Source organism: Bradyrhizobium sp. WYCCWR 12699 (assembly GCF_032144035.1).
Classification (GTDB): Bacteria; Pseudomonadota; Alphaproteobacteria; order Rhizobiales; family Xanthobacteraceae; genus Bradyrhizobium.
In genome coordinates this window covers 1830469-1846411 of sequence record NZ_JAVTJN010000039.1, presented here as the reverse complement: position 1 = coordinate 1846411, position 15943 = coordinate 1830469, and the positions used below count along the sequence as shown (strand labels likewise).

Sequence of the window (15943 nt, the reverse complement as noted above, 5' to 3'; positions counted from 1 at the left end):
CCATAGACCTCGGACATATGAAGCTACTCCTCATATGGCGGGGTATGTCGGACCCGAAGCCGCCGCCGATGACAGCCGATTCGCTGGCCGCGTAACGGTGAGCATGCCGCGTCTGTCCTTCAGCCACTGTTCAATATTGCTCACATTGCGGGAATCGCCGGCCGCGAACGCGTCTACTCTAGCCTTTCCGCTCCCGATCCGTTGCGGCGCGCCTGGTGTGAGCAATATTGCTCAGCAGGAAATCCAGGCCAGGATCAGTATGAGCGCGTGCGGGGCACGACTTCCGGACCGCTGCCGAAGGCGTCCGGGCGGTCGCAATACTTTTTTGGAGCAGGCGGGAAATGCCGCAAGGAATGCCGGAGATGCGCGCGTCCGCGCAGTTGCTCGTTCGCTATCGCGAGCCCGACAGTTTACGCGGTGTTCTCGAATTGGCGATCACGGCGGTTCCGCTCTGCTTCATCTGGGCGCTGATCTGGGCCGCTCTTGACCGGGGCTATTGGTTCGCCGTGCTGTTCGAGGTCCCTGCTGCGGGCTTGCTGGTCCGTCTGTTCATGATCCAGCATGATTGCGGACATGGCTCCTTCTTCCGCGGGCGGGCGGTGAACGATTGGGTCGGCCGAGCCATCGGTGTGGTGACCCTGACACCATACGATTATTGGCGGCATAACCATGCCCGCCATCATGCGAATTCCGGCAATCTCGATCACCGGGGGTTGGGCGACATTGATACGTTGACCGTTCGCGAGTTTCGCGACCAGCCGCGATGGCGTCGGGTGCTATATCGGCTGTATCGGCATCCCATTGTGATGTTTGGCGTCGGCCCCACCTATTTGTTCATCTTGAAGCATCGAGTACCGATCGGATTGATGCGCGGCGGCTGGACCCCTTGGCTGAGTACGATGGGCACGAACGCCGCGATCGCGATTCTGGTCGCCGCGATGATTTGGCTGGTCGGCTATGGGCCATTCCTTGTGGTACACGTGCCGATCGTCGTTCTGGCGGCGTCCATCGGTGTCTGGCTGTTCTACGTCCAGCACCAGTTCGAGCGCACCTACTGGTCACACGACGAGACCTGGAATTTTCACGATGCCGCACTGCACGGCAGCTCGCATTACCAATTGCCGAGTGTCTTGCGGTGGTTCACGGCAAATATCGGCGTCCACCACATCCACCATTTGTGCAGTCGAATTCCCTCCTATCGCCTGCCGGACGTGTTGCGGGACCATCCACAGCTCGCCGCCGTCGGACGGATTACACTGGTCCAGAGCTTGCGAACCGTGCGGCTGACCTTGTGGGACGAGGAGCGGCTGAAACTCGTCTCTTTTGGAGAGGCATCCTTGACCTCAGCCGCCTCGCCGATGCCGGCACGCCTGCGACCAAGCCGCTGAAGGCGTGAATGTCCGCACCGCGGTTGCAGTGATTGCCGAGGTTCGGCCGGAAGGTGCTGGCGACCTCCTAAAGCGCTGTCCGTCCAAAGGACATATGCGTTCTTGCCAGAACGCGTGATCCGGATCGTGATCGCTGGGGCTTTCCATTCCCGGTGAGGTCAAGAACCGGCGGATCCGACCCTCCAGGCGGACGTTTCGCCGCAGCGAGAGACCCCAGCCTCGGACCAGCCTCAGGCTCGAGCCACCCTTCCGCCTTCGCAAGCCGTCGTATATGAGAGATTTGTTGCTGAAGCGGGCCGAATATCGCCACAGACGGAACGTATGGCGGCTGCAATTTCTTAATCCAAAGATCGCAATCTGACACGTAATCGACATGAGCGCGGACTGGCATTCCGACCGGGGCATGGCATGAGAGACCGACTGACGACGGCGCAATTCACCCGGGCAATGCGGCGTTGGGGCCCTCCCGGAATTGCGACATTGGCGGCGGTGGTCGCGTTTGCCGCCTTGACCCCAGCCGAGGCGGCCAAGCAGGCGCGCCAGCCGGCCGAGGCGGTGGCGCAGCGGCAGGCCGGCGAGCCGATCATGGCGATCGTGTCGATCAAGAGCCAGCAGGTCACGTTCTACGATGCCGACGGCTGGATCCTGCGCGCGCCGGTCTCGACGGGCACCACGGGACGCGAGACCCCGGCGGGCGTCTTCGCCATCGTCGAGAAGGACAAGGACCACCGCTCGACCATGTACGACGATGCCTGGATGCCGAACATGCAGCGCATCACCTGGAACGGCATCGCGCTGCATGGCGGACCGCTGCCCGGCTATGCCGCATCGCACGGCTGCGTGCGCATGCCGTTCGGCTTCGCCGAGAACCTGTTCGACAAGACCTATATCGGGATGCGTGTGATCATCGCGCCGTATGACTCGGTTCCGACCGAGATCTCTCATCCTTCGCTATTCGTGCCGAAGCCGGAAGCGATTGCGGCCGTGCCGAGGCAGGCTGACAAGCTCTCCCTCGAGGCCGAGGAGGCGACGAGGGCTGCCGACGAGGCCAAGAAGGCTGCGACCACCGCCGCAAAGGAAGCTGCCTCGCTCCCTGCAGCCCTCCGCAAGCTGGAGCAGCAGAAGGCTCGCGCCGATGCCGAGCTCGCTTTCGCCGACAAGACCCTCGCGAACGCCAAGACTGATCAGGCCCGCGCCAAGGCGGAGGAGTTGAAGCAGAAGGCGGCGACCAAGGCCGCCGACGCGGCGACGCAGCTCGATGCCGCCAAGGCCGCCGCGCAGCCGAAGCGCGATGCCGTGGCCGTGACGAAGGACGCCGCGAAGGCCGCTGCGGCCAGAAAGGCCGAGGCCGTCAAGGCCGCGACCGACGCTAAACTCGCGGGCGAGCCTGTCTCGGTCTACATCAGCCGCTCGACGCAGAAGCTCTATGTGCGGCGAAACACCCACAAGCCGGCGCCCGACGGCGGCGGCGAGGTGTTCGACACCAGCATCGAGGTCCCCGTCACGATCCGCAATCCCGAGCAGCCGCTCGGCACCCACATCTTCACGGCGATGGCCAAGACCGATACGGGCCTGCGCTGGAGCGTGGTCACGATCGAAAACGGCGACGAGGCCCGCAATGCACTCGACCGCATCACCATCCCGCAGGACGTGTGGGATCGAATCGGGCCGACCGCGTTGCCGCGCTCCTCGATCATCATCTCGGACGAGCCGCTGAGCGCCGAGACCAATTACCGAACCGAGTTCGTCGCGGTGCTGAGCGACCAGCCGCAAGGCGGCTTCATCACGCGCAAGCCGACCGCGCCTGCCATGATCGCCAGCGACGACGGCTGGGACAACGGCGGCAACGGTTTTGGTTTCTTCTACCAGCGCGATCCCTACGTGCAGCCGGCCAATCCGCGCCGGCAGCGCGGCCAGTACCAGTACTATCAGTCGACGCAGCCGATGCAACGAAGCTGGTGGTAGCGCGCGGGGCGCAACCTCTCCCGCGAGCGGGAGAGGTGAACGAGCCCCGGCGCTTCCGCTCCAGCACCTACAGTCGCGCTTCGATCACGATAGCCTGAATCTTGCCTTCGACCGGTCCGGAGCCGTGACGCGTGCGGATCGTCTCGGCGACGATGTCGGTTGCGGCCTGCAGCTTGCCGGCGTCCCTTGCCTCGATCTCGCTGCGCAGCGGCGTGCCCTGGCAGAGCGCGAGCGCGACGTATTCGGGCGACGGCGCCCGGCTGATTTCAGATCGCGTCTCGATCGTGATGTCGCGGAAGCCGGCACGTTCGAGGTCGGTTCTGATGACGGCCTTGTCGTAATAGCCGTGCGGCGTGCGGACCATGAAGCGCGGCGGGTCGTCGGGAAACACTTTTGCGAGCGCGATCGTCGCCTCGTGCGTCAGCACATTGTCCTCGATGCGATCCCAGACGTTGAACACGAACGTGCCATCGCCTTTCAAGACTCGTTTCACCTCGCCGTAAGCCTTGACCCGGTCCGGAAAGAACATCGCGCCGAACTGGCAGCAGACGACGTCGAACCCGGCATCGCCAAAGGGCAGGGCCATTGCGTCCGCCTGCTGCCAGCTGATGCGATCGTCGTCCGCCTGACGCTGCGCGGCGACGCCAAGCATCGGTTCGTTGAGATCGGTCGCAACGTAACGGATGCCAGAGGGCAGCGCCGCCGCCACGGCGCGCGTCACGGCGCCGGTGCCCGCGGCGATCTCGAGCAGCACGGACGGCGAGCGCGCGGCGACGCGTCTTGCGATGTCCTCCGCGTAGACGGAGAAGATCATCGGGACGAGATACTCGTCGTAGATTTTCGGAATCGAGCCGGCGAAAACCTTGTCAGTGTCGGACATGTCTGCCTCGCTGCAGGTTCGGATGCGGGGTGCATGTTACACGGATTGTCGGCAATCGCGCCAGCGGCGAGGGCTCCTACGGCTTCGTGACGACCTCACGGATCGGCCGCGTGCCGTCCCAGGTCAGAGCCGCCTGCCGGACCTTCTCGAAGAACGGACCCTTGGTGCCGCTGATGTCCGAAATCTCGATCACCGTGCCCGGATGGGCCTGCGTGTCGAAATAGGCAAAGCGCCCCTTCTCGCCGCCGATCTGACCCTCATGGCCGATCCGGTAGCCGAGCCCGATCGCCTTGTCGTAGAGCGCCTGGTAGTCGTGGCTCCAGTAGGACATGTGCTGGAGGCCTTCGTGGCCGGCGTTCAAGAACTCCCTGTACAGCGAAGGCGCGTCGTTGCGCTGCTGGATCAGCTCGATCTGGAGGTCGCCGGAATTGGCGAGCGCAATGCTCATCTCGACGGCAGAATCCTGGCCGCGATGGCGAAACCAGTCGGTCTTGACGCGGTCCATGTAGTACCAGGGACCGACGCCCATCACCTCGATCCAGTGCTTCATCGCGGCGTGGATGTCCCGCACCACATATCCGTTCTGGCGCACCGCGCCGAAGATGCGGCTCATGCCCGCGCTCCTGTTCTCTGCCCATTCGCCGCGAGACGGGACCTCATCCTGAGGGCCCGCCGCAGGCGGGCGTGTCGAAGGATGGCCGCGCCCGAGCTGCCACTTCCTCACTTCACCTCGATGCCGGCGTCCTTGGCAACCTGCTTCCAGGCCGCGATGTCGTGGGCGTTGATGTCGCGCTGCTCCTCGCCGGGCACGAATTGCGGCGTGATGCCGAGTGCGAGCAGCTTTCCCTTCACCAGATCATCGCCGAGCGCCTCCTTCAGCGCCGCCGACAGCCTCTGCGCGATCGGCGCAGCGAGGCCCGCGGGCGCATACATCGCCCAGGACAGGCTGCGGTCGAACGGCACGCCCTGCTCCTTGTAGCTGGCGACATCAGGCAGGCTCGGCGAGCGCTCGCCGCAGGCGGCCAGCGCCTTGATCGAGCCGTCCTTGACGAGCGGCGTCGCGGTCGCGACATCGAGCGTCGCGAGCGAGATGTGGCCGCCGAGCAGGTCGCCGGCCAGCTTTGCGATGCCGTTGAACGGCACGTGGTCCATCTTGATGCCGGTCTGCTGCATCAGGATCTCGGCGCAGAATTGCCCGGTCGAGCCGACACCCCAACTGCCGTACTGGATCGGCTCGCCCTTCTTGGCCAGCGCGACCAACTCCTTGATGTCGTTGGCGGCAAAGTTCCTGGTCGCGACCAGCATGATCGAGGACGTCCCGACGCGGCCGATGATGGTGAAATCCTTGATCGGATCGTAGGGCAGCTTTGGATAGATCGCGGGGGCCAGCACATGCGTGGTCATGCCGCCGACGGTGATGGTGTAGCCGTCATTTGGCGATGTCGCGACCATCTGCGTGCCGAGCGTGCCGGCCGCACCGGTGTGGTTCTCGATATAGATGCTCTGTCCGAGCGTCTTGCCCATCCTGTCCGCGAGCAGCCGGCCGACCACGTCGCCGCCGCCGCCGGCCGCATAGGGCAGCAGCATCCGGATCTTGTGCGTGGGATAGGCGGCGGGATCCTCGGCGTATGCGGGCATCCCCGCAGACGCGATCAGCAGTGAGGATGCGACGAAGCGAAGCGTCATGGTGATTTGCCACGCGGGCAAAAAGCGGGCGAGGCGTGCCATGGCGTTGTCTCCCAATTGCTCTCCGCTTATCTTGAATGCCACCCGCTCATGCAGCGCCGTCGCTGCATCGCGGCCGAGGATCGTCGCATACGACATGAAAGACGAACGATCGTTCGTACGGTTGACTAGCGAACGATCGTTCGTTAGTCAAGCCATCATGGCTGTCCACACCTCCAACGCGGCGGAAGCGGCCGCGCCCACGACGCGGGAGCGCATCCTCACCGAGGCGCTCAATCTGTTCGCGCAGAGCGGCTATGGCGGCGCCTCGATGCGCGAGCTGGCGCGCCGCGTCGGCATCCGCGAGAGCAGCCTCTACAACCACTTTCCCGGCAAGGCCGCGATCCTGGAAGCGATCGTCAGCGAACATGGCCCGGCGAGTTCGGCGAGCCGGCTGGAGGAGCCGCGCTACAGGCAGCTCGCGCGCCAGCCCGCCGCGTTCTGCCGGCAGTTCGCACTCGACCTCGTCGAGCAATGGTCCGATCCGCGCGAGCACCAGTTCCAGAAGGTCATCACCGCCGAGCGCAACCGCGTCCCCGGCATCCGCGCCAAATTCGCCGATCATTTCTATGCGCGCGAGCAGAGCCTGATGACCGACTATTTCCGCGGCTTCGCGCTCGCCGGCCTCGTGTCGACGCCGGATCCGCGCGAGACCGCGCGGCTGTTCGCGGCAGGGCTGATCTATATCCGTCTCGAGCATTACGTGATGGGCGCGGCGCCTTCGCCGCGGGCCAAGGTGATCGAGGCGATCGACCGCTATCTCGCCTTCTTCCTGTCGCTGATCGCGGCAGGCAATGACACCGACAACAAGAAGCGAAAGCCAAAGGGAGAGACGCGTGGCAAGGCTGCCCCTGATTGATCCGGAGACGACGAGCGGCGACATCCGCGCCTCGTTCGACCGCATGCCGGTCAAGCTCAACATCTTCCGCATGATGGCCCATGCCGAGGCCAACATGATCCCGGCGATGCGGCTCGGCAATTCGATCCTGCACAAGCAGAAGCTCTCTGCCGTCAACCGCGAGCTGCTGATCCTGCAAGCCGCCCAGCTGGAGGGCGGCGCCTATGAGTGGCGCCAGCACGTGCCGATCGCGCTCGGCGTTGGCTGCACGCAGGCGCAGGTCGATGCGGTGGAGCGCGGCGACTACAATGCTGCCGCGCTGAATGAGGCGGAGCGCGCGCTGCTGACATTCGGCCGCGAGGTCGTCGAGAACGTCCGCGTCCCCGAGGCCATCTTTGCTGCCGCCCGAAAACACTTCAGCGACCAGGAGATCGTGGAGTCCATCGTCGCGCTCGGCTTCTACATGATGATGGCGCGCGTCACCGAGGCAACCGAAACCGATCTCGATCCGGCAGCCGGCATGAAGGTCTATGACGGCGGCAAGAAATCAGGCGGTTGAGATGGCTGACACCGAGAGCAAGCCGGAGCGCTATGTTCGCCCTCCGAGCGCCGAGTCATCAGGCGACGCGCCGGGCAGGGGGCGACTGAAGGGGCGCCGTATCCTCGTCGTCGGCGGCGGCCAGCGCGTGTTCGATGCCGCCACCGATCCGATCGGCAATGGCCGCGCCATGAGCATTCTGTGTGCACGCGAGGGTGCGAAGGTCGCGGTCGCCGACCTCAATCGCACTTCGGCGGAAGAGACGGTGAAGCGCATCACCGACGAAGGCGGCGAGGCCTTTGCCATTGCCGCCGATGTCACGTCGGAAGCGGATGTCGTCCGCATGATCGAAGAAGCTCACCGCGCCATGGGCAGCCTCGACGGTATGGTGCTGAACATCGGCACCTTCGGCAAGACCGGCCTCGATGCCGTCAGCCCCGAGGAGTGGAACAGGATCTACGACGTCAATGTCCGCGGCCCCATGTTGTGCTGCCGCGCCGGCTTGCCGAAATTCGATGATGGCGGCGCCATCGTCTTCATCTCCTCGATCGCCGCGCTGAAGGCGGGATCGCAGATGGCGGTGTACGATTCCTCGAAAGCCGCGCTCGGCGGCCTGATGCGCAACATCGCCCATCTCGGCGCGCGCCGGGGCATCCGCGCCAATCTCGTCTATCCCGGCCTCGTCGACACCCCCAACGGCCGCGAAGCCGGCGCCGGCCGCCCCAATCGCGGCAAGGGCCACCTTCCGTTCGGCCGGCAAGCGACGGCGTGGGAGATCGCCTATGCCGTGCTGTTCTTCCTGTCGGACGAAAGCGTCTATGTCACCGCGCAGACGCTCGCGGTGGACAGCGGATTGAGCGGGATGTGAGGCCTGTAGCCCGGATGGAGCGCAAGCGTAATCCGGGACCGCAGCATCATCCCACGAGATGCCCCGGATTGCGCTGCGCTCCATCCGGGCTACGAATGCGGCAGAGCAGGTGGTCGAGCGAGACGTTGCCGGGTCCGTACGCCATGAGGGCGAGCGCCATCGCAGCCCAGGTGAGGTGGATCGGCCAGCCGTCGGGCACCGTGAGCTCGACGATGACGGTCATGAACAAAAGTCCAAGCCCCGCGAATCGTGTGCCGAGCCCGAGCACGAGCAGGATCGGAAACATGATCTCGCCGCAGCCTGACAGGAACGCCATCAGCGTCGGCGCGGGAAAGTGATAAGGCCCGCCCGGCAGATGCAGCATGAACTCCTCGCTGAACAGCGTCACGGCGGTGTCGTTGAGCCTGAGGAAGCCGCCCCATTTGAGCATGCCTGAGCGCCAGAACGGCACCGCCAGCGCGAGGCGCAGCACGAGCAGGACGAGCGAGGGGATGGCAAGCGTCTGGATCAGGTGATTGGCCCGGTCGATGAGCAGCCAGGGCGACGGCATGCCGCCGCTCTCCATGCGTTGGTCCGTGATCATCATGCGTCTCCAGCAGCAGAGGTGAATGCGCCGGCGTCGATCAGGCCGGTGATGTTCGAGGCGATGTCGAAGTCGGGCGATGCATCCAGTGCCGTCGCGGCAGCTTCGCCGAGCGGTTGGCCGGATGCGAGGCAAGCGGCAAAGACGGCGCCGGCGGGCGGAAGGTGCCGCACCACGACGTCGAATTCGGGTCGGGTGATCAATGCGTCCTCCGGCCTCGACGCATCGATGCGCGCGGTAGGAGCGCTGCCGCGATTGGCCGCGAAAATCGTCACCGCGGAGAATTGCGAACGAACGATCCGCATCGCCGGGTGCGGGATGAAGACGGTATCCGCCAGACGCTCCGGGGCAATCGCGGACAACCGGACCGGGGACAGCGGCGCGGCGTCGCGCGCATGATAGGCGTCGAGCCAGGCCCGCTCGATGCGGGCGACGTCGGCGAGCCAGGGCATATCTTGGGCATGCTCATAGGCTTCGATGAAATCCGGAAAGTCGCGGCCATACTGGAACAGCAGCGGCGAGCTCGGCGGATGGCTGCGCACATGAAAGCGCGCCATGGCCCGGAAGAACTCAAGTCCGGTGATGCGCTGCACCGCCGGATAGATCGCGGCCAGCGCCTCGATCAGGCTGACGGTGACGTTGTTGCGGTAGACGTCGTAGCGCCGGCCGGCGGCCTTGCCGTTTGGTCCGGTCACGATCCCCGGCGTCTTGCGCGTCGGATCCAGCAGCGCCGGCGCGAACGCAGCGGCGAACGACAAGCCGGCTTCAGGCTGCATGACGCTCTCCTGCCATTGCCGCGGTCTGATGACGATCGAGGATCGCCTGTGCGGCAAGGGCTTCCGCCTGCAGCACCGGCCAGTCCGGAATCTTGCTGTCCCATTCGATCAGCGTCGGCACCGCGCCGCGGCGTCCGATCACCAGCTCGTAAAGCCTCCAGACGGCGTCCGTGACCGGGCCGTCATGGCTGTCGATCAACAGCAGATCGCCTTCGTCGTCGGCCTGCTCGGCATGGCCGGCAAGGTGAATTTCCTCGACGCGCGACAGCGGGAAATCCGCGAGATAGTCGAGCGCGGAAGTGCCGTGATTGGTGGCGGAGACGAACACATTGTTGACGTCGAGCAGCAGCCCGCAGCCGGTGCGCTCGGCGATGGCGCGAATGAACTCGGTCTCGCGCATCGAGGATTCGCGGAAGGCGACGTAGGTGGACGGGTTTTCCAGCAGCAGCGGACGACGGATCGCCTCCTGCACCTGGTCGATGTGGTCGCAGACGCAAGCGAGCGTCGCCTCGGTATAGGGCAGCGGCAACAGATCGTTGAAGAAGCTGGCCTCATGGGTCGACCAGGCCAGATGCTCGGACACCAGCGCCGGCTGATAACGCGCGACGAGGCCGCGGAAGCGCGCCAGATGCGCCTTGTCGAGTGGCCGCGGCCCGCCGATCGACATGCAGACGCCATGCAGCGACAGCGGATGGTCGCGGCGGATCGCCTCCAGCGCGCGATGCGGCGGGCCGCCATCGCCCATGTAGTTCTCGGCGTGGACTTCGAAGAAGCCACGCCGAGGTCCGGCCTCGAGGATATCGGAGAGATGCTCGGGCTTGAAGCTCGTCCCGGCAACGCCGCCGATGGGCGTTGGATAGCGGAGCGGCATGGCTGCTGGTCGGGCGGGGTTGATCACCGTGCTCATCGTGCTGCTCCGTTCATCCTTGCCGGCGGCGTCGCGCCGGCCGTTAGACCGGCTTGAGCGAGCCCTTCTTGCCGCCCGGCAGGTCGATGCTGGTGCAGGTGCCGCCCTGCACGAACTTCCAGGCGTTGCCCTGGAAGTCGACCGTCGAAGTGCCCTGGCAGGTCGTGCCCGGTCCCGCCGCGCAATCGTTCTGGCCCTTCAGCGCGACGCCGAAGCACTTCTCCTTCTTGGCGGCGACGGCGGCCTCGGCCTCGGCCTTGGTCAGCGGGCCGGCGGCAGCGAGGGTCGCGAGCGCGGTCGAGACGGCGCTGGCGAGGACGAGCGAGGTGACGACGTGTTTGGCAGACATCGGGATTCTCCTGTTCGAGATGGCATCGCCTGGCAGGCGATGCGCGCATGGTCTCCTTCGCTGCGCGCGCAGCCGGCGTTACCGCAGGCCGCTCACGAACCCGTGAGACCGATTGGATCGGGCGCACCGCCGGTGCGCTTGGGCTGGCATTAGCGGGCAATCGTCCGCCCAAAGCCAATGCCTGGGGTCTATCGACACGGTAGCCACCGGGCATTGGCGGCGCCGCCCTGTTTCCTGCCAGACGTAACGGGCGACCGCCGGCGGCGTAGAGCAATGTCAGTGGCTCGCGTGGACCGGCAGGCGAAGAGGGCGATGAACCTTGATCCCGAACGACGGCTTCGTGCGATCGCAAGGCTGACGGTCAGCATCCGCCTCGCGGTGTCCACGCTGGTCCTGGCTGCGATCCTGCTGACGGCCGCGCTCTCCAGCCTGCTCTGGTGGCGCACGGCGGAGGCGACCAGCCGGCAGCTCGCCTCGACCATCAACGAGCAGATCGTGGCGGCGGTGCGCAAGGAGGTCTCGGCCATCGTCGACGAGGCGCGCGCCGCGCACACCGCGATCCGCACGCTGTTCCTGCAGAACGTGCTCGACACCCGCGAGGCCGACAAGCGCGAGTTCGTGTTTCTCTCGCAATTGCAGTCGCAGGCGACGATCTCCTGGGTCGCCTTCGGCTGGCCCGACGGCTCCTTCTTCGCCGCGCACAAGCTCGGCGATCGCCGCCTGGAGATGATGGAGATCTCGCTGACCGATCATCCCGGCCAGCGCCGCGTCGATGAATATGATGTGGTGCCCGGCGACATCGAATTCGCCAATCGCCGCTTCGAGCCGACCTCATTCCATGTCGCCGATCAGGCCTGGTTCAAGGCCGGACTCGACGCGAACGATCCGCAATGGTTCAGAGTGATGGACCACGCGACCGGCGAGCGGCCGTCGATCGCCTTTGCCGGACCGATCGACGTCTATCAGGAGCGGCAAGGCGTTCTGGCGGTCATCATCGAATACACCAGGCTTGCCCGTTTTCTCTCGCAGCTCGAGGTCGGGCGCACGGGGACCGCCTTCATCGTCGATGACAGCGGCGAATTGATCGCGGCGCCGGACAAGGAGGCCGACGAGCTCCATCCAGCGCGTGGCGACACGGCGCTGCTGCCGCTGGCGCGGCTGGCGCTCGACAAGGCGGGGGAGGCCGGCCGCAAGGAGGCCTGGCGAAGCCGGCTGACGTCCGGCGGCGCAGCCTATGAGGTTGCGCTGACACCGCTGCCGTTTGCGGGCTGGTCGCTCGCGACCGTGATCCCGGAGGCCGAATTTCTCGGGCCGGTCGAGACGACGCTGCGGCGCCTGATCCTCGGCCTCGCCGTCGGCGCCGTGCTCGCGGCGCTGGCCTCGGCGATGCTGGCGCGGTCCGTCATTGCTGCGCCGCTGTCGCGCGTCGTCGGCGAGCTCCGCCACGTCGAAGCCTTCGCGCTGGAGCAGGTCCGTCGCCATCCCTCCAGGCTGAAGGAGATCGCGAGCCTGTCCGGTGCGATCGCCGAGATGGCGTCCGGCTTGTCCGCCTTCCGCAAGTTTATTCCGGCCGATCTGGTGCGCGACCTGCTGCGCCAGGGCGTCGAGGCGAGGCCCGGCGGCAGCGTCCAGGAGCTCAGCGTGATGTTCATCGACATTGCCGGCTTCACCGGGCTGTCCGAGCGGTTGGGCGACCGCGTGGTGCCGCTGCTGTCGCGCTATCTCGACGTCACCTCGGAGATCATCGTTGCCAATGGCGGCACCATCGACAAGTTCATAGGCGACGCCGTGATGGCGTTCTGGGGCGCGCCGCAGCCGCAGGACGATCACGCCGCGCGCTGCTGCCGCGCGGCGCTCGCCTGCCGCAGGGCGATGGAGGAGTCCGGCCTCGCCGACGATCTCGGCCAGCCGCTCCAGATCCGCATCGGCATCAATTCGGGCCGCATGCTGGTCGGCAATATCGGCTCGGAGCTGCGGCTGAACTACACCGTGATCGGCGATGCCGTGAACGTCGCAAGCCGGCTCGAAGGCGCCAACAAATCCTACGGCACGCAGATCCTGATCGGCGAGACGACCGAACGTCTGGCGCGCGGCGCCGTCATCACGCGCGAGGTCGACAGCATCGCGGTCTACGGACGGGAGGAGGGACTCTCCGTCCACGAACTGATCGGGATCGAGAACGAGGGCGCCATCGACGGCGAGGCAACCAGCTGGATCGCGGATTACGAGCGTGGCCTTGCCGCCTATCGCACGCGGCACTTTGCCGAGGCGCTCGCAGATTTCGAGGCCGTGTTGAAACGGCGCGGCCACGATCGTCCCGCCGAGCTGATGCGCGACGGCTGCCGGCAGCTCATCTCGGCTGGGCCGGACGCCGCCTGGCGGGCGGTGGCGACACTGACGTCGAAATAGCAGCGTCAGTATCGGCCGGCATCTCATGGCGCCTGCGAAGCAGTTGGCAAAGTCGCTCGATCGCGCGCATGATGGGCTGGATAACACGGCCCACCTGAGATTCCCGAACACACATGAAGATCACGTTGCTGAGACCGAAAGACTACACCCGCTCGCCCTGGAAGAACGGCGGCGGCATCTTCACCGACATTGCGGGTGCCTGGCGCGCTGACGCGGTGGCGAAGGATTGGAGCAGCCTGCTCTGGCGCCTTGCCTCCACGCCGATCGTGGCGCCCGGCCCGTTCTCCCATATGCCCGGCATCGACCGGCTCCAGATGGTCGTCAACGGGCGTGGGCTGGTGCTGAAGTCGCCCACGCAGGAGTTCGACGAGCGTGAACCTTTTACGACGGTGCGCTTCACCGGCGAGATGGAGATCGTGACCGCCCTCGAAGCGGGCCCGGTCGAGGTCGTGAACCTGATGGCCCGGCGCGGCGCGGCGGAGATCGAGCTCGTTGCGCTTCGCGAGCCCGGCACGCGGCAGCTTGTCGCCGGCACACATCTGGTTTACGCCGCGCGCGGCGATTGCCGCGTCCGCCTCGATGACGAGGAGTTCTCGCTTTCGCATGAAGACACGCTGAAAGTGGAGCTCACCGTGGCGTCGAAGCTCGCGCTTGTGTCAGGGCTGGCGGTGCTGGGATCGATTCGGCTCATCGGCTAGCCGGCGATGGCCCCGGCCATCCGATGCGCATAATCCATGCAACTGGCTAGGTTGACGCGGCGAAGCCGGGGCACGATATCTGTCCTGATGCAGACCGCCGCGCAAGACACGATATGAACGGGCAGGATATGACCGCGCCAGACCACAATCCCCCCGCCACATTGTCCGACGGCGTCGTCGATTGGCTGACCAATGGCACGCGCGACGAGCGCTTCATCGACAACATTTTTGCCGAGATGTGCATCCGTCTCCAGCAGGCCGGCATTCCGCTCGCGCGGTCGACGCTCCATGTCCGCATCCAGCACCCGCAATGGCTGGGGGCCCGCATCATGTGGTCCGACGGCAAGCGCGAGGCCGAGATTTCGCGGGTCGACTTCGATGTGCAGCAGCGCTCCGAATATATCGGCAGCGCCGCCCACGAGATATTCGAGGGGGCGGCCGTAGTGCGCGAGAACCTCGAACGTGACCCGTCGCTCGGCCGCAAGCATGCGCTCTATGACGAGATGCGCGCGAAAGGCCTGACCGACTACGTGGCCTGGCCGCTGCATCACACGCTCGGCAAGCGGCATCTCGTCACCTTCGCGACCGATCGGCCCGGCGGTTTCGACGATGCGCATGTCGCCGCCCTCAAGAACGTGTTGCCGGTGCTGGCGCTGGTCAGCGAGATCCGCGTCAAGAATCGCCTGGCGCGGACGCTGCTCGAGACCTATGTCGGCTCCCATGCCGGCGAGCTCATCCTGGCCGGGGCGACCCGGCGCGGCACCGGCACGACGGTGCGCGCTGCGATCATGATCTGCGACCTCAGGGATTTCACCAAGATTTCCGACAACTGGCCGCGCGACGATGTCATCGATCTGCTCAACGACTACTTCGACGCGATGTCGGAGCCGATCGCGCGGCACGGCGGCGAGATCCTGAAATTCATCGGCGACGGCCTGCTCGCCATCTTCCCGCTGAGCCAGCCCAATGCCTGCGCCAACCTGCTGCATGCCGTGACCGAGGCCCGGCAGGCCATGGCCGCCCTGAACGAGCGGAACAAGACGACCAGCCGCGCGCCGCTGAATTACGGCATCGGCGTCCATGTCGGCGACGTCATGTACGGCAATATCGGATCGAGCAGCCGGCTCGACTTCACCGTGATCGGCCCGGCCGTCAACATGGCCTCCCGGCTCGAAGCCCTCACCAAGAAGTTGGGACGAACGGTGCTGCTGTCACGCGACTTTGCGGAGCTGGTGCAGCCGAAGTTCGAGCTGGAGCACGTCGGTCAGCACGAGGTGCGCGGCTTCAGCGATCCGATCGAGCTGTTTGCCTATCAGGGCTGAAGCGGTCATTGCTAAAGCTCGAGGCGCGCGGCGACATGCTCGATCGCCATATCCAGCGCCAACTCCAGAGGCCTTGTCGAGCGCAAGGTTTGTGCGAGCAGAAGTCCTCCTTGCAGGCTGGCGAGCATCGCCTCTGAAAGCGCCTTCAGATCGCCGGTCGGCTTCTTCCCGGCCCGCGTCTGCATTCTCGCGAATGCCGCTTCGAAATAGCCAGCCCAGCGCGCAAAGCTCTCCGCCAGCGCTGCGCGCGTGCGCGGCGTCTCCGAGAGTTCGGCCGCCAACGAGCCGAGCGGGCAACCACCTGCGCAATTGGTTCGGTCCGTCAGCTCGACCACCGCGTCGCGCCAGCGGCGAAGCCCGGTGAGGGAATTAAGCTTTTGCAACAGGCCCTCGTGAGTTCCCAGCACGCACTCAGCCTGCCGCTGGATCACCGCCAGCACGAGCTCATCCTTGTCGGCGAAGTAGTGATAGACCTGCGATTTGCTGGCCTTGCTGGCCTCGATCACCGCATCGATCGTCGTGCTTGCGACGCCTCGCTTGCGCACGAGCGCGGTTGCCGCATCGACGATGCGCGCGCGTGTTGCCGCGCCCCGTGCCGTCTTGGGCATTGTAGTCACGTTTTCGTTCATGGCTTTCACCGTACTTGACAGCAAATGGGCTGGCAAGTAATTGGACTAAATAGTCCACTTTTTCGAGA

General features: G+C 65.6%; 16 protein-coding genes. 8 read left to right on the top strand and 8 right to left on the bottom strand.

Annotated elements, in window-relative coordinates; all coding sequences use genetic code 11:
- Nucleotides 1-341: 341 nt before the first annotated feature.
- Complete coding sequence (locus tag RPS27_RS39285) at nt 342-1388, top strand: fatty acid desaturase (RefSeq protein ID WP_212068808.1); 1047 nt, start codon at nt 342-344, stop codon at nt 1386-1388.
- A gap of 408 nt (nt 1389-1796) precedes the next feature.
- Nucleotides 1797-3353 (top strand): L,D-transpeptidase, encoded by a 1557-nt coding sequence (locus RPS27_RS39280; RefSeq protein ID WP_212068809.1) that lies wholly within the window; start codon nt 1797-1799, stop codon nt 3351-3353.
- Nucleotides 3354-3420: 67 nt separating this feature from the next.
- Here RPS27_RS39280 and RPS27_RS39275 read toward each other — a convergent pair whose 3' ends face one another.
- The 3 genes from RPS27_RS39275 to RPS27_RS39265 form a co-directional block, all read right to left on the bottom strand.
- Nucleotides 3421-4233 (bottom strand): class I SAM-dependent methyltransferase, encoded by an 813-nt coding sequence (locus tag RPS27_RS39275; RefSeq protein ID WP_212068810.1) that lies wholly within the window; start codon nt 4231-4233, stop codon nt 3421-3423.
- Nucleotides 4234-4309: 76 nt separating this feature from the next.
- The gene (locus RPS27_RS39270; RefSeq protein ID WP_194406333.1) at nt 4310-4846 is read right to left on the bottom strand and encodes a VOC family protein; all 537 of its coding nucleotides are present in this window, start codon (nt 4844-4846) and stop codon (nt 4310-4312) included.
- Nucleotides 4847-4953: 107 nt separating this feature from the next.
- Nucleotides 4954-5961, bottom strand: coding sequence for a tripartite tricarboxylate transporter substrate binding protein (locus tag RPS27_RS39265; RefSeq protein ID WP_249132358.1), 1008 nt, complete (start codon nt 5959-5961; stop codon nt 4954-4956).
- Between the two features lie 157 nt (nt 5962-6118).
- Between RPS27_RS39265 and RPS27_RS39260 the strand changes: the two genes are divergently transcribed.
- Genes RPS27_RS39260 through RPS27_RS39250 form a run of 3 tightly spaced genes read left to right on the top strand, consistent with a single transcriptional unit; the run spans nt 6119 to nt 8202 of the window.
- Complete coding sequence (locus RPS27_RS39260) at nt 6119-6817, top strand: TetR/AcrR family transcriptional regulator (protein WP_212068811.1); 699 nt, start codon at nt 6119-6121, stop codon at nt 6815-6817.
- A complete protein-coding gene (locus tag RPS27_RS39255) occupies nt 6795-7355 on the top strand; it encodes a carboxymuconolactone decarboxylase family protein (RefSeq protein WP_194406335.1) in 561 nt (186 codons plus the stop codon). The genes RPS27_RS39260 and RPS27_RS39255 overlap by 23 nt, the downstream gene beginning before the upstream one ends.
- Nucleotide 7356: 1 nt before the next feature.
- On the top strand, nt 7357-8202 hold the full coding sequence (locus RPS27_RS39250) for an SDR family NAD(P)-dependent oxidoreductase (RefSeq protein WP_212068812.1): 846 nt from the start codon (nt 7357-7359) through the stop codon (nt 8200-8202).
- Between the two features lie 46 nt (nt 8203-8248).
- On the opposite strand, the gene RPS27_RS39245 is transcribed toward RPS27_RS39250, so the two are convergent.
- Genes RPS27_RS39245 through RPS27_RS39230 form a run of 4 tightly spaced genes read right to left on the bottom strand, consistent with a single transcriptional unit; the run spans nt 8249 to nt 10817 of the window.
- Nucleotides 8249-8785: a DoxX family protein gene (locus tag RPS27_RS39245; RefSeq protein ID WP_212068907.1), complete on the bottom strand. Its 537-nt coding sequence runs from the start codon at nt 8783-8785 to the stop codon at nt 8249-8251.
- Nucleotides 8785-9561 (bottom strand): DNA-binding domain-containing protein, encoded by a 777-nt coding sequence (locus RPS27_RS39240; protein ID WP_212068813.1) that lies wholly within the window; start codon nt 9559-9561, stop codon nt 8785-8787. The genes RPS27_RS39245 and RPS27_RS39240 overlap by 1 nt, the downstream gene beginning before the upstream one ends.
- Nucleotides 9551-10468: a DUF692 domain-containing protein gene (locus RPS27_RS39235; RefSeq protein ID WP_212068814.1), complete on the bottom strand. Its 918-nt coding sequence runs from the start codon at nt 10466-10468 to the stop codon at nt 9551-9553. Before RPS27_RS39235 ends, RPS27_RS39240 begins: the two co-directional genes overlap by 11 nt.
- 43 nt (nt 10469-10511) lie before the next feature.
- Nucleotides 10512-10817, bottom strand: a complete 306-nt coding sequence (locus RPS27_RS39230; protein ID WP_313755089.1) for a DUF2282 domain-containing protein — start codon at nt 10815-10817, stop codon at nt 10512-10514.
- A gap of 312 nt (nt 10818-11129) precedes the next feature.
- Between RPS27_RS39230 and RPS27_RS39225 the strand changes: the two genes are divergently transcribed.
- The 3 genes from RPS27_RS39225 to RPS27_RS39215 all read left to right on the top strand — a co-directional run bounded on the left by RPS27_RS39225 (nt 11130) and on the right by RPS27_RS39215 (nt 15246).
- On the top strand, nt 11130-13226 hold the full coding sequence (locus RPS27_RS39225) for an adenylate/guanylate cyclase domain-containing protein (RefSeq protein ID WP_212068816.1): 2097 nt from the start codon (nt 11130-11132) through the stop codon (nt 13224-13226).
- Between the two features lie 113 nt (nt 13227-13339).
- Entirely contained in the window at nt 13340-13924 is a 585-nt protein-coding gene (locus tag RPS27_RS39220; RefSeq protein ID WP_212068817.1) for a HutD family protein, read from the top strand.
- Nucleotides 13925-14052: 128 nt separating this feature from the next.
- On the top strand, nt 14053-15246 hold the full coding sequence (locus RPS27_RS39215; protein ID WP_212068818.1) for an adenylate/guanylate cyclase domain-containing protein: 1194 nt from the start codon (nt 14053-14055) through the stop codon (nt 15244-15246).
- An 11-nt stretch (nt 15247-15257) separates the two neighbouring features.
- Here RPS27_RS39215 and RPS27_RS39210 read toward each other — a convergent pair whose 3' ends face one another.
- Nucleotides 15258-15854, bottom strand: coding sequence for a TetR/AcrR family transcriptional regulator (locus RPS27_RS39210; RefSeq protein ID WP_212068819.1), 597 nt, complete (start codon nt 15852-15854; stop codon nt 15258-15260).
- Nucleotides 15855-15943 lie beyond the last annotated feature (89 nt).

Excerpts from the sequence above, each read along its gene's own strand:
- RPS27_RS39285 (WP_212068808.1), top strand. The coding sequence starts at position 342 with ATGCCGCAAGGAATGCCGGAGATGCGCGCGTCCGCGCAGTTGCTCGTT.
- RPS27_RS39280 (WP_212068809.1), top strand. The coding sequence starts at position 1,797 with ATGAGAGACCGACTGACGACGGCGCAATTCACCCGGGCAATGCGGCGT.
- RPS27_RS39275 (WP_212068810.1), bottom strand. The coding sequence starts at position 4,233 with ATGTCCGACACTGACAAGGTTTTCGCCGGCTCGATTCCGAAAATCTAC.
- RPS27_RS39270 (WP_194406333.1), bottom strand. The coding sequence starts at position 4,846 with ATGAGCCGCATCTTCGGCGCGGTGCGCCAGAACGGATATGTGGTGCGG.
- RPS27_RS39265 (WP_249132358.1), bottom strand. The coding sequence starts at position 5,961 with ATGGCACGCCTCGCCCGCTTTTTGCCCGCGTGGCAAATCACCATGACG.
- RPS27_RS39260 (WP_212068811.1), top strand. The coding sequence starts at position 6,119 with ATGGCTGTCCACACCTCCAACGCGGCGGAAGCGGCCGCGCCCACGACG.
- RPS27_RS39250 (WP_212068812.1), top strand. The coding sequence starts at position 7,357 with ATGGCTGACACCGAGAGCAAGCCGGAGCGCTATGTTCGCCCTCCGAGC.
- RPS27_RS39245 (WP_212068907.1), bottom strand. The coding sequence starts at position 8,785 with ATGATCACGGACCAACGCATGGAGAGCGGCGGCATGCCGTCGCCCTGG.
- RPS27_RS39240 (WP_212068813.1), bottom strand. The coding sequence starts at position 9,561 with ATGCAGCCTGAAGCCGGCTTGTCGTTCGCCGCTGCGTTCGCGCCGGCG.
- RPS27_RS39235 (WP_212068814.1), bottom strand. The coding sequence starts at position 10,468 with ATGAGCACGGTGATCAACCCCGCCCGACCAGCAGCCATGCCGCTCCGC.
- RPS27_RS39230 (WP_313755089.1), bottom strand. The coding sequence starts at position 10,817 with ATGTCTGCCAAACACGTCGTCACCTCGCTCGTCCTCGCCAGCGCCGTC.
- RPS27_RS39225 (WP_212068816.1), top strand. The coding sequence starts at position 11,130 with ATGAACCTTGATCCCGAACGACGGCTTCGTGCGATCGCAAGGCTGACG.
- RPS27_RS39220 (WP_212068817.1), top strand. The coding sequence starts at position 13,340 with ATGAAGATCACGTTGCTGAGACCGAAAGACTACACCCGCTCGCCCTGG.
- RPS27_RS39215 (WP_212068818.1), top strand. The coding sequence starts at position 14,053 with ATGACCGCGCCAGACCACAATCCCCCCGCCACATTGTCCGACGGCGTC.
- RPS27_RS39210 (WP_212068819.1), bottom strand. The coding sequence starts at position 15,854 with ATGCCCAAGACGGCACGGGGCGCGGCAACACGCGCGCGCATCGTCGAT.